At 64.2% G+C, this 14,254-nt stretch carries 17 protein-coding genes; all 17 read right to left on the bottom strand.

Annotation, left to right across the window (positions count from 1 at the left end):
* Positions 1-62 precede the first annotated feature (62 nt).
* The 17 genes from ACP15O_RS03945 to ACP15O_RS03865 all read right to left on the bottom strand — a co-directional run bounded on the left by ACP15O_RS03945 (position 63) and on the right by ACP15O_RS03865 (position 13,895).
* Positions 63-3,968 carry a baseplate multidomain protein megatron gene (locus ACP15O_RS03945; RefSeq protein ID WP_425094736.1) on the bottom strand — a complete coding sequence of 1,302 codons (3,906 nt, stop codon included), beginning with the start codon at positions 3,966-3,968 and terminating at the stop codon, positions 63-65.
* Positions 3,968-4,405 carry an NlpC/P60 family protein gene (locus tag ACP15O_RS03940; RefSeq protein WP_425094735.1) on the bottom strand — a complete coding sequence of 146 codons (438 nt, stop codon included), beginning with the start codon at positions 4,403-4,405 and terminating at the stop codon, positions 3,968-3,970. The genes ACP15O_RS03945 and ACP15O_RS03940 overlap by 1 nt, the downstream gene beginning before the upstream one ends.
* Positions 4,402-5,280 (bottom strand): DUF2163 domain-containing protein, encoded by an 879-nt coding sequence (locus tag ACP15O_RS03935; RefSeq protein WP_425094734.1) that lies wholly within the window; start codon positions 5,278-5,280, stop codon positions 4,402-4,404. The genes ACP15O_RS03940 and ACP15O_RS03935 overlap by 4 nt, the downstream gene beginning before the upstream one ends.
* Positions 5,277-5,909 (bottom strand): phage distal tail protein, Rcc01695 family, encoded by a 633-nt coding sequence (locus ACP15O_RS03930; RefSeq protein WP_425094733.1) that lies wholly within the window; start codon positions 5,907-5,909, stop codon positions 5,277-5,279. Before ACP15O_RS03930 ends, ACP15O_RS03935 begins: the two co-directional genes overlap by 4 nt.
* Before the next feature lie 15 nt (positions 5,910-5,924).
* On the bottom strand, positions 5,925-6,572 hold the full coding sequence (locus ACP15O_RS03925) for a phage tail tape measure protein (protein ID WP_425094732.1): 648 nt from the start codon (positions 6,570-6,572) through the stop codon (positions 5,925-5,927).
* Entirely contained in the window at positions 6,559-6,768 is a 210-nt protein-coding gene (locus ACP15O_RS03920) for a rcc01693 family protein (RefSeq protein WP_425094731.1), read from the bottom strand. Before ACP15O_RS03920 ends, ACP15O_RS03925 begins: the two co-directional genes overlap by 14 nt.
* On the bottom strand, positions 6,765-7,088 hold the full coding sequence (locus ACP15O_RS03915) for a gene transfer agent family protein (protein WP_425094730.1): 324 nt from the start codon (positions 7,086-7,088) through the stop codon (positions 6,765-6,767). Before ACP15O_RS03915 ends, ACP15O_RS03920 begins: the two co-directional genes overlap by 4 nt.
* A 1-nt stretch (position 7,089) precedes the next feature.
* Entirely contained in the window at positions 7,090-7,506 is a 417-nt protein-coding gene (locus ACP15O_RS03910) for a phage major tail protein, TP901-1 family (protein WP_425094729.1), read from the bottom strand.
* A gap of 21 nt (positions 7,507-7,527) precedes the next feature.
* Positions 7,528-7,938: a DUF3168 domain-containing protein gene (locus tag ACP15O_RS03905; RefSeq protein WP_425094728.1), complete on the bottom strand. Its 411-nt coding sequence runs from the start codon at positions 7,936-7,938 to the stop codon at positions 7,528-7,530.
* The gene (locus ACP15O_RS03900) at positions 7,935-8,273 is read right to left on the bottom strand and encodes a head-tail adaptor protein (protein ID WP_425094727.1); all 339 of its coding nucleotides are present in this window, start codon (positions 8,271-8,273) and stop codon (positions 7,935-7,937) included. Before ACP15O_RS03900 ends, ACP15O_RS03905 begins: the two co-directional genes overlap by 4 nt.
* Positions 8,270-8,869 carry a head-tail connector protein gene (locus ACP15O_RS03895; protein ID WP_425094726.1) on the bottom strand — a complete coding sequence of 200 codons (600 nt, stop codon included), beginning with the start codon at positions 8,867-8,869 and terminating at the stop codon, positions 8,270-8,272. Before ACP15O_RS03895 ends, ACP15O_RS03900 begins: the two co-directional genes overlap by 4 nt.
* A gap of 150 nt (positions 8,870-9,019) precedes the next feature.
* Positions 9,020-10,201, bottom strand: a complete 1,182-nt coding sequence (locus ACP15O_RS03890) for a phage major capsid protein (RefSeq protein WP_425094725.1) — start codon at positions 10,199-10,201, stop codon at positions 9,020-9,022.
* Between the two features lie 24 nt (positions 10,202-10,225).
* Positions 10,226-10,774: an HK97 family phage prohead protease gene (locus tag ACP15O_RS03885; protein WP_425094724.1), complete on the bottom strand. Its 549-nt coding sequence runs from the start codon at positions 10,772-10,774 to the stop codon at positions 10,226-10,228.
* A gap of 13 nt (positions 10,775-10,787) precedes the next feature.
* On the bottom strand, positions 10,788-11,015 hold the full coding sequence (locus ACP15O_RS03880) for a GTA head formation protein, RCAP_rcc01685 family (RefSeq protein WP_425094723.1): 228 nt from the start codon (positions 11,013-11,015) through the stop codon (positions 10,788-10,790).
* On the bottom strand, positions 11,005-12,192 hold the full coding sequence (locus ACP15O_RS03875) for a phage portal protein (protein WP_425094722.1): 1,188 nt from the start codon (positions 12,190-12,192) through the stop codon (positions 11,005-11,007). Before ACP15O_RS03875 ends, ACP15O_RS03880 begins: the two co-directional genes overlap by 11 nt.
* A gap of 85 nt (positions 12,193-12,277) precedes the next feature.
* Positions 12,278-13,645, bottom strand: coding sequence for a DNA-packaging protein (locus ACP15O_RS03870; RefSeq protein WP_425094721.1), 1,368 nt, complete (start codon positions 13,643-13,645; stop codon positions 12,278-12,280).
* Positions 13,554-13,895 (bottom strand): hypothetical protein, encoded by a 342-nt coding sequence (locus ACP15O_RS03865; RefSeq protein WP_425094719.1) that lies wholly within the window; start codon positions 13,893-13,895, stop codon positions 13,554-13,556. Before ACP15O_RS03865 ends, ACP15O_RS03870 begins: the two co-directional genes overlap by 92 nt.
* Positions 13,896-14,254: the final 359 nt, after the last annotated feature.

The following is a 14,254-nucleotide window of genomic DNA, read 5'->3' as shown; positions in this document are numbered from 1 at the left end:
TGAAATGCTTGATCACGAAAAAGAATGGCCCGCCGAAGCGGGCCATCTGTCGGGTGCCGGGGTCAGGCCTCCAGCGTCAGGCTGGCCGCATAGCCCGGCCCGAACCGCGCCGAGACCTGCGCCACGGTGACCTGATACAGCCCGCTGAGCCCATCCGCCGATTGCTGCGCCGCCGAGTAGGTCCAGCCCGGTGCGCTGACCGTGGCCTCGCGGATCAGCACGCCGCCCTGCATCACCCGGATCAGATAGGATTCCGTATCCTCGCCCAGGGGCACCTCGCTGACGTCCCAGCCATCGCCATCGACCCGCGTACGGCGGATCCAGCTGATCTGCCGATCCCCTCCGGCCTGTTCAAAGGCAGCCAGATGCGCGGGCGCGTAGGGTTTCAGCCCGATCCCGGCAAAGGCGTGGACCTCATGCAGATACGAGGGATCGTCATAGGCCCGCAGCGACGGGCCGACCCGGTAGTGATGCGCCACATTGCGCGTGGTGGCGGCCAGCTCCAGTTGCGAGACCGCGCCGTTGAGCAGCACAAAGACGCTGCCCTCGGGCCAGGCGGCCGGCATCAGCCCGTCGCTGCCCTGCTGGCCGCGCAGCAGCACCGACAGATGCCAGGTATCCACATCCACCAGCTGCGCATCGCGAAATTGCACGATCTCCCAGTTTTCGGGCGTTCCGTCACCGATGGCGGCCACATTGCCCCCATTCAGCAAGGCCAGATCCGTGATCCCCGACAGCTCGCCCCGCGTCAGGCGCACCTGCACCACACCGGCACGATCATACAGCCCCGCCGGCGCGGCCTGCAAAGGGGCCACCAGCTCTCCGATCACAGCCGGAGCGCCCAGCGTTTCCAGCAGGTCGTAATTGGCGTCCTCGATTGCTTTGAACACCGAAACAGTCCCCGGCCAGGGCAAGGCCGTCGCTGCCACATGCGGCGCGTGCGGGCGTTCGTCCCCCGTCAGCAGCGGCAAATCCAGGAAATAGGGCAGAACCGCCGTGGGCGCAGCGAAGGCGGGCACGCTGGCCGGCTCGTCCGCCATATCCACGGGCAGATAGGTCTCGCGTTCGATCCGCACGCCTTCGGCCTGGAGCAGCGCACCGCTTTCCACCCGGTCCAGCCGGTAATAACCACCGTCCCCCAAGGCCACCACGTCACCAGCGCCCAGCGCCGCGCGCGACGGGGGCAAGGACAGTTTGATACTGTCACGGGCGATCCGCGCCTCGCTCAGCCAGCGCTCTACGGTCTGGCGTCCCTCGGCGCGGGTCATCAGGATCGGCACCTCCGAGGAGGACACGGCATGGCTGCGCTCATCCGGCATCACGGTCTCTTCGGCGGCAGCCTCATAATCGCCCCCCGATTCGACAAAACGCAGACGCACCCGGCCGGTCAGCTCGGATTCCGGTGCGCGCGCATGATCCACCCCCAAGGGCGTATCGTCCGAAACCGCCAGCTCAGAGCCATCCAGCGTCAGCACCTCGCGCCCGTCACGATTGCGGAATTGCAACAGCCCGTCCCGTTCGATCGCGTCAAACCCATAGCGCAGCATCAGCGGCTGCAACATAGAGCGCGCCGTATCCGTCCCATCCGCCAGATAGCCGCGCACCAATCCGTGCAGCGCGCTGGTATCGACATCCGTCACCCCCGCATCCGCGCAGATTTCCCGCACAACCGAGGCCAAAGACCGCGCCGCCCCCCGCCCGTTCATCCAGTGCCCACGAGCATAGTTTTCACCATCGCTCCACAGTTCGGCATTGGCGGGGAAATGCGGATAGGGCCGCGCATCCCAGGCCCAGACATAGGCATTCTCCATATCCAGCATCGGCCCGCCATATTCCGCCGATACCGGATTGACCTCAGGATCGTTCCAATAGCCCAGCATGGCGCGCAGATATTGCATCTGGATATATTCATCCCGGCGCCCCGTGGAATAGAGCGGCAGCTCGGATTCCGAGGATTTGGGATCGAGGAACTTATTCGGCTGGTTGGTGGCCTTATCGACCGCCGCACAGCCCAGTTCGGTGAACCAGATGGGTTTGGATTGCGGCTGCCACTCGGTCGGAGTTTCAGACCGGACCCCGCCGATCCGCTCGTGGTGATCGTTCAGCCACCAATTGCGAATATCCTTGTAGCGATAGACCCAGGGTTCATCATAGGCCACATCGGTAATATCCGTGCGGATCTGCGCCGCGCGGGCCTCGTCCGAGTGGTAATACCAGCTATAGCCTTCGCCGCCTTCGATATTGCTGCGCAGATAGGCCAGGTCATAGATCGAGCCATAACCCGCATCCGCGTGGTCATCCCCCTCGCGCCAATCGGACAGAGGCATGTAATTGTCGATCCCGACAAAGTCGATCTCGTCATCGCCCCACAGCGGATCGAGGTGAAAATACACATCGCCCGAGCCATCCTGCGGGTGATAGCCGAAATATTCCGACCAGTCCGCCGCATAGCCCAGCTTGACGCCCGCACCCAGCAGCGCGCGTACCTCAGCCGTTAGATCACGCAGCGCCTGTACCGCAGGAAACCCCGCCGCGCCGCGCAATTGCGTCAGCGCGCGCATCTCTGATCCGATACAGAAGGCATCCACCCCGCCCGCCGCTGCGCACAGCGCCGCGTTATGCAAGATGAACCGGCGATAGGACCATTCCGCCGGGCCGCTATACACGACTTCGCCGTTTACAATCGCGAAATCGCTGGCCACCGCCGTCCCGAAGAAAGCAGCCACCTGCGCATCCGCCGCCGCCGTGCCATCGGGCGTACCCACCTGCCCCGGCGCCAGAGCCCCCGTGATCCGCCCCCGCCAGGGCAGCACGGCCTGCTCGTCCCCGCCATAGGGATCGGGCAGCGCATTCCCCGCAAGCTGATCCATCAGCAGGAAAGGATAGAACATCACCCGTTTCCCGCGTGAGTTCATCTCGCTTAACGCCTGGATCACCGACTGATCCGTGGGCGTGCCACCATAGACCGTGCGATCGTCCAGCTTGGGGATCACCTCGGCCTGGTCCCGCTCCAGCCCCGAGACCGTCCAGGGCATGTCTTCGGCGTCATACTCGGCCTGTTCCACCATGGGGCGCACGTCGCATTCCCCGCAGCGCAGATCATTGCCGAACCAGCTGACAATCAGCGACACGGCCTGACAGTCCGGCAGCTCTTGTTCCAGCTGATCGACCGAGGTCAGGAAATCCACCTTGCCCGAGGGCGCGTTCATATTCACCGTCTTGTTCGAGCCACGGCCGTATTCGATCACCGCCGGCTGCGTGGCCAGCGCGTATTCCCCCGTCCCAGGGATCAAGGCCACGCCTTTGACAGCGCGCGCCGGTTCCGCCAGATCGGTACCAGTGTGAACCGGATCAGCGCGCAGCACCTCGAACGAGAACTGAGGCACCCGGTTGCCGAATTGCGACAGGTCCAGATCCTCGAAGACCACATAGGCCGTACCGCGATAGGCCGGCACGCTCCCTGCGCCTTCGACGGCTTCCATCTTGGGATCGGGCAATTGCGTGTCATCCCCCGGATAGACGCGCATCGTCAGATCGGCGGGGGCTATTTCCGTCCCGTCCGCCCAGATCCGGCCCACACCGTCGATCAGACCCTCACACAGCGCCACCGCCAGGCTGACGGTATAGCTGTATTCCCGCGTTCTGGGGGCCGTCGGAGCGCCCTTTCCGCCCGTTGTCTCGACGCTTTCGGAAAAATGCGCGGCCCAGATCACCTGCCCGCCGACACGCATCCGCCCATAGACCCGCGTGATCGGGTCGCCCTCGCCCGAGCCGGTCAGGCGGAACCTGTCCACCCGTCCCGTTTCAACCACATCCGAGCCCGTGCCCATCAGTTTCTGATCGATCATCCGCCCCAAAGAGGCCCCAACGAACCGCCCGAATGCCTGGGTCGTCAGCCCGCCCAGAACAGTCCCCCCGATCTGGGAACCGACGGCCGAGCCTGCGGCCGATAGCAGAATTGTCGCCATCACTTCTCTCCTTTCGGGAATGCGAACCGGGCGACAATGCGCCGCCGCCAGGGCTGGCTGAGCGGGCTTTCGACCACGGCATGGCCCGAATACGCGTGAATGAATGTTGGGCGATCCCCGATTTCAGCGGCGATCCCCAGATGTTTGGCCACGCCCCGGTCCCGCATCCGGAACAGCAGCACATCGCCCGGCGCTTCGTCCTCTGGCGCCTTGGGCACCAGATGACGGATGGCTGCGGCCCACAGGGCCTCTTCTCCCTGCGGCTCGGACCAGTCGCGCGAATAGTTCGGCACGGTTTCGGGTTCGGGGCCGATCACATCGCGCCACACCCCCCGCAAAAGCCCCAGGCAATCGGTGCCCGCGCCCTTGACGCTGCATTGATGACGATAAGGCGTGCCCAGCCAGGCGCGCGCGGCCTCTACGATCGCGGTGGTCATCGGCGGCTTCCTCCGGCTGAGTTCGAGGACGTCGGAACCGCCGTCGTCCAGTCATTCCCCGGAATATCCGGAAAGCCCTGAAAATTGATCAGGTTGTCGAACTTGAACCGGCAGGTTTCGGCGCGTTTATCGCAGCCCGCCGTCAGACGCACCAGATCGCCCGGTCGTACCCTAGCGCGCAGTTCGGACCACAGGGTGATGGCGCGGCCTCCGTTCAGGGGCTCATCGCGTTTGATAACGCCCTTTAGCCCCGCCGCATCGCCGTCCAGCACCTCAAGCACACCGCGTTCGAACCAGCCGGCATCGAAGCCCGGCACCGTATCGAATACCAGCCGGGTGGTCTCAATCTGCGCGACGGCCACTTCGGCCCGATAACCCGCCGCCGTCAGATCCTTGCCGCAGGCCGCATCCCCCAACACCGCGCCGCAGGGTTTCTGAAACACCCGCCCCTGAGGCCGGTTCATCTGATCGGTCAGCCCCATCAGTTCGGCCTCGAACCCTCCGCCGGCGCGGCGCAGCTCGCCCATGGAGCCGCGAAACTGCAAGGCCCTCTGGCTGACATCGGCCCAGTTGACCAGCCAGCACAGCACCTCGGCACCGTCATAACGGCCCGCCTCGATATCGGCCTCGCTGATCGAGGCATCCGACAGCGCGCCCATCGCCTCGGTATTGTCCACCGACAGGCCTGTGCCCTGCTGCAAGGCCAGCGCCGTCAGCCCCGTATCGGCGCGATAGCGCACCCCGTCAAAGCTCAGATCGCCATCATGATCGGTAAAGCCCAGCACCGTGCCATCCGCCCGCGTGACCGACCAGCAACGGCACAAGCTCGTCACCCCGCTGGCCAGATGCGCCTGTAATTCCTGTGTCAGTTTCATGCGCGCACCTCGATCACCGGAACGTCCGGCACTTCGCCCGCCTGGAAACTGGCCACGGACGAGCGGATACGATCCGTATCAAAGCGCACCGGCACGTCGAATTCATACCCGGCGGTGATCTCGTCCCCTTCATTGGGGGGGGCGGCAAACGTCACCATCCCCGTGGTCACATCCACCCAATAGTGCACCCCCTCTTTTTGCTCATCCCCTTCGATGCCCATGCGGACAGTGCCCAAAACGGGTTTCTTGATGGGGCGCGCATAGGTGTAACTGCCCGAGCGATAGGTCTTGGTCAGCTGAAATGCCAGCGTTTCCCCGTCGCCCAGGGCAATCACCTGATCGGCGAACCCGATCTCGGCCGAGGGCAGGCAGGATTTGAAATCCGACCAGTCTTTCCAGCGGAACCCGAACATCTGCCCCTGGCGTGCCTCGAAGAACCCGATCAGCGTTTCCACATCGTCCAGGGACCGCATCCCCATCCCCGCATCGTAATGCCGACGCGAATGCGCCCAGGGCGTGTTGCGTTCCTCGTGGCCATTCACAAGCGTCACAATCTCGGTGCGCCGCTCGGGGCCGCCGACGGCGCCAAAGCTCAGGTTGGCGGGGAATCTTACCTCGTGAAACTGCATATCCTATCCCTCCGATCAGCGGATGCGCTGGCCGCGCCCCAGGGCACGCCCCATCTGCGCTGCGATTTGCGATTGAGACCGGCGGAAACCTTCGACATCCGGGGTCGAGATATTCATCACCACCGTGGTCGCGCTCTGCCCCTGCATCCGGACGCCCAGTTTTCCATCCGCCCCCCGGGACAGAGGCATGATCGCTTCGGGTCCGGCCTCGCCCATCAGGCCAGTGCCGCCGCGCATCGGAAAGGTTGTCGGCCCGCTGACCACCCCACCGTTGGCAAAGGGCATCACCCGTCCTTGCGAAAACGATCCCCCCTTCGCGAAGGGCAAAATATCTGTGATCACATTCGTCAGAGTGGTGCCCAGATGATCCGTCACCGGCTTGACCGCCGCCGCATACACCGTGTTGATCATTGATTGCGCCACCGTGCGCAGCGCATCCGACAGGTTCATCCCATCCAGAATGACCCCATCGAAAGCCTTGCGCAGGCCGCGGCTCATGCCTTTTTCCAGGGCCGCCACATCCAGCGCGGTTTCGCCCATCGTGACCTGCACCCGGCGCAGTTCCTTTTCGAAACCGGCCGCCATGTTCGTCGCCGTCCCCAACGAGGTCTCCAGCGCATCCACCTGATCCTGAAGCCCGTCCAGCCCGTCAATTTCCGCCATCGTCCAACTCTCCATTTCGGTCCGGGTAAGCTGCCAGCAGCTCGTCCAGACGCGCCCGTCCCAAAGGCGCATGGCCTGTGCCCGCACCCAGAAGGATCTGCAATTCCGCCGGGGTCAGCCGCCAGAATTGCTCTGGTTGCAGCCCCAGCCCGTAAAGGCCCGCCCGCATCAGGGCGGGCCAGTCAAAGCCGGTCATGCCGCGCTGCCCGGAACGGTGAAGGCACGGGCCAGCAATTCCGCCGCCACCCGAGCCGCCGCCATCGGCCCGCCCTCGATCTCGGCGCGGGCCAGCTCGGCCGTTTCACCGTCCCAGCCCCCGCCGCGCAGCCCTGCGGCCAGCAGCAGCAGCACATCGCGCGATGAAAACCGCCCCCCTTCGAACCGCTCCACCAGTTCCACCAGCGTTTCGGTTTCCAGCGCGGTTTCCAGCTCGGCCAAGGCACCCAGCGTCAGCTTCAGCACCCGGCGTTTGCCGTCCATGACCAGCGCCACCTCGCCTGCCCAGGGGTTCGCCATCTTAGCTATCCGCCGTGAAGCTCAGCGCCCCGGCCGAGGCCATGGCCATTTCATAGGTCGCCTCGCCATTATGGCTGCCCGAATATTCGATCGAGGTGATCTGGAACGCGCCCTCGACCACGCCGAAATCGGGGATGATCACCTGGAAATCGGGCGTTTCCCCATCAAAGAAAATCTGCCGCGCGCGTTCATCGGTATTGGCGTCCTTGAACACCCCCGACCCCGAGATCTGCGCGGATTTCACCCCCGCGCCCCCCAGCAATTCGCGCCAGCCTCCCTGGCTTTCCAGACTGGTGACATCCACGCTTTCGGCGTTGAAACTCACCCGCGTGGCGCGCAGCCCCGCAATAGTGGCGAACGAACCGTCCCCGGTCAGGTCCACCTTGATCAACAGATCCTTGCCATTCTGAGCAGCCATGTCTCACTCCTTTGGGAAAATTCAGTTATCTTCGACACGAGCGCGGAATTTCAGGTCGATCCTGCGGGCCGCGCCCTTCTGTTCGCGCAACGCCTGCGCCTTGTAGAAATTCAGGGCCACCAGGTGGCCGCGGCTCAGGGTCAGTTCCGCATCCACCAGCGCATCGCAGATCGCCGCCGCGCAGTCCTTGGCCTGGGCAAAGCCCGCCTCGGTGGTGAACACCGTCACCGTGAATTCATGCTCGGCCCCGGCGCTGGTTTTGTCCGAACGATCCCGCACCAGTTCCGGCCCCAGGCTGACGTAAGTGTCCGGCACAATGCCCGAGGGCACCGCGTCAAACACATCCGTTCCCACCAGCGCCTGAACGCCCGCATCGGCCAGCAGGGCCTGATAAACGGCGCCTTGCAGCGCGGCTGCCATTGCATAGCTCATGCTGCGGCCTCCTCTTGTGCGATACAGGTCAGGAACCGGCCCTCGGGGTCTTTTTCCCCGACCGAGAGAATGCGATACACGCGATCCCCTTCGCGAAAGCGCTGGTCAGGGCGCGGGCGCATGGTTGATCCTGTCGGCGCGCCGCGTACCGTGATCCGATAGGACGCCAGCGAACGCGCCCCGCCCCCTGCCTCGGTTTCGCGCCCCGAGCGGAACGATACCTCGGCCCACAGATGGCCCAGCACGGTCCAGCTCTGGGTGTACCCCCCCGAGCCATCCGCGACGGAAACCGGCTCTTCCAGCGCCAGCGCCCTGTTCAGGCGCGGGGCTTTCATGATGCTCTCCCGGCGAAAACGCGCACCGTGCGGTAACGCTCCAGCAGGCTGGTCACGCCAAAGGGCATACAGCGGCCCGACAGGCCCGTTTCGTGGCGATATTCATAGTAATGCGCGCCCAGCATCATCACCGCCTGCGCCAGATCGGCCGGCAGATCGGACCAGTCCGGGCCATAGCCGGCCAGGAACCGCACCCGCACCGAGCCCCTCGTCGGGATCGTCGGCAACAGGCTGGCGACCGGGCAGATCCGGGGCCGCTGCTGGTCGGGGCGCAGCTGATAGGCCCCCGCCGCAATCGCCGTTTCATCGCCCGCGCGATCCACCAGCACCATTTCGGCAATCGCACTGACCGGCGCCACCGGCAAAATCTGCCCCGAGGCATCGCGCCAGTGGCTCAATGTCCAGGAAAACTCGCGCTCGATCAGCACCTTACCGGTGCGCGCCTCGACCGCCGCCATCGCCGCCCGCAGGAAGCTTTCCAGGACGGCATCCTGCACGCTGTCCTCGGCGAAACCGCTGCCCAGCCGCAGATGAGACTTGAAATCCGCGACCGGCAGCGCCGCCTGAGGCACCTGGGTCTCTTCGACTAACATCATGGAAAAACTCCGCATCTTCATGTCCCCGTCCATCGGGTCAGGCGCGCGCCATCCGCGTTGCTCGGACGGAGGGAGCAGCTAGACAACGCCTCACTTCCGACGGCGCGCGCCCTGGGACGGACCGGATGGCCCGCCCCCATCACCAGCCCCTTACGAGATGGCGAAACGCAGCAGTTTGATCGCGGCAAAGTCGCTCACGTCCCCGCCCACGCGCTTGGTGGCATAGAACAGGACGTGGGGCTTGGCGCTGAACGGATCGCGCAGAATGCGCAGGTCGGGGCGCTCGGCCACGGTGTAGCCCGCGCCGAAATCGCCAAAGGCAATCGCATCCGCACCGCTGGCAATATCGGGCATGTCCTCGGCGATCAGCACCGGGTATCCCATCAGGCGCGCGGGTTCACCTGCGGCCAGACCGTCCGACCACAAGAAGCGGCCATCGCCATCCTTCAGCTTGCGCACCGCGCCCGCGGTTTTGCTGTTCATCACGAAGGCCGCGTTGGCGCGATACTGCGCGCCCAGGGCGTAAACCAGATCAATGATCGCATCAGCCGAGCCAAAATCGCCATCGGTGCCGGTGGGCACATAGCCGATGTTACCCCAGGTCCAGACGTCATTATCGACGGCGGTGTGGGTCAGGATGCCGGTGGGTTTGTCGATGCCGTCCCCGTTGATGAAGGCTGCGGCCTCGGCGCGGGCGAATTTATCGGCGATACGGCCCGCCAGCCAGGTTTCCACGTCGAACGCACTGTCATCCAGCAGACGCTGCGAGGCCTTGGGCAGGGCCGACAGCTCGTGCAGCGGGATGGTGATGCGGTCAATCGAAGGCGTGCCGGTTTCAGCGGTGGCGGTCGCCTCATCGGCCCAGCCGTTGCCCAGGTCGGTGTGGTCCACCAGCACGTCATACGAGGTCGCCTCGACATTCACCACATTGGCGATCTGGCGCAGCGAGGCGCTGGATTTCAGCACGCTGAGGATGCTGGCCGAGGTCTGCGGATCGACCAGATAGCCACCGTCGGAATTGACGGCAGTGGACATGGCCTTGCCTTCCAGTTGCAGGCCGCGCAGCGCGTCTTCGTCGCCGTGACGGACATAGGCGTCAAAGGCTTTCTGATGGGGGGCCTCGATCTCGGCCGAGGTCGCCAGAACCGGACGTGCCGGGGTGATTGATTTACGATCAAGCATGGTCAGTCGCTCTTCCTGCTGTTGAAGTTTTGCATCAATATTGGCCCGAAAGCCCTTGAACTCATTTACGAAACCCGCGATTGCGGACTTCACCTCGGAGGCCGGAGACACAGCATCTCCGTTCCGAGACTCTTGCTCGGTCATGGTCATCCCACTTTTCCTTCTGCTCGGCCGCTAGCTGCGCGCCATCTCCTGGCGCGCGCCATCCAAGGCCGCCACCACTTCTTGCATCAGGTCATCGCCCCAGTCGTCCGACTTGGCCGCAACCCGTGCGCTTGGCAGCATCGGGAAGGTCACCAGCGACACCTCCCAAAGCTCCAATTCCGTCAAAATCCGTTTGCCCTGAGCCGTCTTGGCAGCCCGTTTTGTCCGATACCCGATGGACAGGCCCTCGATCGCGCCCGCCTCGATCAGCGCGGCGGCCTCGCGGCCCTTTTCCACGCTTTCCAGCAGGCGGCCCTTTACATAAAGCCCCTTGTCATCCTCGCGCAGTTCGTCCCACACGCCGATGGGCTGGGCCGGATCGTGTTGCCACAGCATTTTCACGCTGCGCCCTGCTCGCATCAGTTTCTTCAAAGAGCCGCCATAGGCGCCTTTCTTCACGATATCGCCGCCCTGATCGGTCTGACCGAACAGGCTGGCATAGCCCTCGATCACCATGCCATCGACAGAGACATCGTCCCCGCCCAGTCGGCAGAACTTGTGTTCCAGTCCCGTATCCATTCCTACCTCGCTCTCACGGTTGCGCCGTCAGGATCGACTGGAAGGCCTGCGCCAGAATGGTGCCCACCACGCCATAGACCGTCAGCCACAGGCGTTTTTCCAGTTTCTCCATCATCTCTTCGAGTTTCTCCAGGCGGCGTTCGAACGCCTCCTGATGCAGTTTGCTGACCCGTTCATGCGCCTCCAGCCGCAGGGCCGGCGCGCAGTCGAACGGTTCAAATCCCGCGCGTTCATCCCGCATCCTGGCCGTCCTCCAATGCGGGCAAGCCCAGCATCTGGCGTTTTTCGGCATCGGTCAGGAAATCGGCATCCGAAACCCGGCGCCATTGCGCCTCGCGCTCCGAGGACAGCGCGGCGATCTGATCCAGGTCGGGCCGCAGGTCCAGCCGCTCGCTTACATAGCCCGACAGCCAGTCGGCCACGCGCGCCGTCACCTTCTGCACCAAAGGCAGCACCGTCAGGCGATAAAACGCCCGGTTGGCCTCTTGGTAATTTGCATAGGTCGCATCCCCCGGCAGGCCCAGCATCATCGGCGGCACCCCAAAGGCCAGGGCGATTTCCCGCGCGGCGCTTTCCTTGGTTTTCTGGAATTCCATGTCGCTGGGGCTGAAACCCATCGGTTTCCAGTCCAAACCGCCCTCCAGCAGCATCGGCCGGCCGGCATTGCGTGCGCCCTGGTGGTAGCTTTCCATTTCATTCACCAGCCGGTCATACTGATCCGGTGCCAGGCTGCCCTGCCCGTCCGCGCCCTTATAGACAATCGCCCCCGAGGGCCGCGCCGCATTGTCCAGCAGCGCCTTGGACCAGCGCGAGGCCGAGTTATGCACGTCCACCGCCTGCGCCGCCGCCTGCATGGGCGAGAACCCGTAATGGTCGTCCTGCGGGTGGAAATTGCGGATATGGCAGATCTGAGACAGCGCCCCGGACACGTCAAACCGATGTTTGCGCCCGTTCACGCTGTAATCATACGCCACCGGCCAGCCATCCGACCCGGGCACCAGCGACATCCGGTCCGAGCGCAGCACATGCAGCTCCAGCGGGACACCCTCTTCACCGCCCACGGCCTCGATATAGCCGTTCCCGGTCAGCAGCATCTGCGCATAGAGCGCCTCGAACAGTTCCGCGCGGCCCTGCGCCGGGTTGGGGCGCTGCACCAGGTCCATCACCGGATGCACCTCATAGCGCTGCACGCGGTCTTGCAGGATCAGCGGCAGCGACGCGGCTGCCTCACTGATCAGTTTCACGCAGCGGAACCCCACCGGATTGCCCGCGAACCCGATCCGCGTCAGCGACACCGTGTCCCGCGGCGTCCAGGCCACCCGGCCCGCGCCCTGAAAAGCCACAACCGGCCCGGTCGCGCTGGCCTTGGTTTCGGGCGCTTCATCCACTGCCCCCCGTTTGAAGAAGTCCATAATCATTCTGTCCTTGCTCCTTGTTGCCTCTGGCTGCCGCACCCGTCGGCGTTGAAAGGCAACCTGATCTGAAAAGTTTAAGAAAAGTGAACTAGAGCGAACGCAGCTGTGGGCGGCGCTGCGGGCGGCTTTCCAAAATCAGCTCGTGCAATGCCCAAACCAGCGCATCCACGCGATCCGGGCTGCCCTTCCCCTGATAGCCCTGCACCGACATCTGGCACATCTGATCCTCCAGCACGCCCAGGGACCGCACGTGATGCACCCGGCCCTGCTCATAGAGAGCCGCCACAGGCTCGGCCCGCGCGGCCTTGCCCTTGCTGGCGTGCACCTTCTTGAAGGGCACGTTCGGATCGACCTGGCGCACCACGGCCTCAACCATATCGCCGCCCTGGTTGACCTCGGCCACCAGCTTGTCCGCGCCCCAATCCTCGACGGCCTTGATTGCCGCCTTGGCCCAGCCCATCGGCGTCACACCCTGAACCGAGGCATCCTCAAGCACGAACGCCTCCCAATCCTGGGCTGGCCCGCGCATCCGCACCCCGGCCACGATGATCCCGCATTCATCCGAGCCCGCAGTCCCCGTCACCGGCGGATCCACCGCCACCACGATCCGATCCACATCGGGCGCATGTTCCACCCGCAGCCCCTCCAGCCCCTTATGCGTCCACAGAGCACCGTCGATGTCGTCGATCAGAATGCCCTCCAGTTCCTGCCGGCCCAGCCGCGTGCCCGCGTATCGTTCCTGCACCTCGGCCAGGAAACTGTCTGCCAGATTGGCCCGGTTCGCCTCGGTCGGGGCGTGCGTCACCACAGTCGAGCTTAGCGACAAGATCTTCTTCAGCACCGGCACATTGCGCGGCGTGGTCGTGGCGCAGACCTGCGGATGATCCCCCAACCTGAGCGCAAATTGCAGCATATCCCAGGTGTCCTGCGCCTTGGGCCACTTGGCCAGCTCATCCACCCAGGCCGCATCGAATTGCGGGCCACGCAGCGCCTCGGGATCATGAGCCGAGAAAATCTGCGCCTCGGCCCCATTGGGCCATTGCAGCACCTTGCGCCCGGCAATCCAGCTGGGCCTGCGATCAGGCGGCGAACAGGCCAATATCCCACTTTCGCCAAACACCATCACCTCGCGGGCCTGATCCAGCGTCTCAGCCACAATCGCCACCCGCGAGGCCCGCCCCGGATCCAGCGGTTTGGACCCTTCCACCATCATCCGCACCCACTCGGCCCCGGCGCGCGTCTTGCCCGCACCGCGCCCGCCCATGATCACCCAGTTGCGCCAGTCCCCTTCGGGCGGCATCTGGTGCTCCATCGCCCAGAACTCAAACAAATAAGGGAGAGCCATAAGCTCTCCCTCCTCCATCTCATTCAGAAATTCGGCCTGTACCTCGGCAGGAGCGGAGGCGATCCAGGCGGCACCGGATACGATCCCGCGCCGCGTCGAAGTCAAGGGCATAGGATCCGACGATCCCATCCTGTTTCTGCTGTCGTTTGGCAAATTCTATCTCCAGATCAATGGCGATCCGCAACCATTGGCGGATCTCGGTCATGGTTTTCTGGCCGTCTTTCACGGCCGTGATTTCCCCGTCCTTCAGTCTTGCCTGCATGGCGGCCATATCAGCCCTTAGCGTCTCCAACTGGTCCCTGATGTCGTTCAGGCTGTCATTCAGCGGAAAGGCGCTGTCGTCTGTCGTGATCAATGTCATCGGTGCTCGCTCTGCCTCATGCTTAGGATTGCTCCGCACGAGAGAAACGGAAAAAGCGGCCCTCAGGTCACCCCAAGGCCGCTTACCCACTTCTTCTAGCATGTCATAAACACTACGCAGGACCGCGCGCCGAGTCAATCCAGAACAATCCGCAAACGCCCGTAATCATTACCAATTTCCTAACGCACCCCCACAAAACATCCCTCCGCACGCCCCGCCTTCTTTGCTCCTGCAATAACTCCGGGGGACGCGCCGCCAGGCGCGGGGGGCAGCGCCCCCTGTCCCCCCAACCACCCCGCAAAAAACATTTGCGTCAACCCCGCCTCGGCCTTAAGGGAAATCCACCGCCCCAAAGGCTC

This window comes from Youngimonas ophiurae (nom. illeg.) (genome assembly GCF_049803795.1).
Taxonomy (GTDB): domain Bacteria; phylum Pseudomonadota; class Alphaproteobacteria; order Rhodobacterales; family Rhodobacteraceae; genus Thalassobius.
The sequence above is the reverse complement of the archived record's forward strand: the minus strand, read 5'-3'. Positions and strand labels throughout refer to the sequence as shown.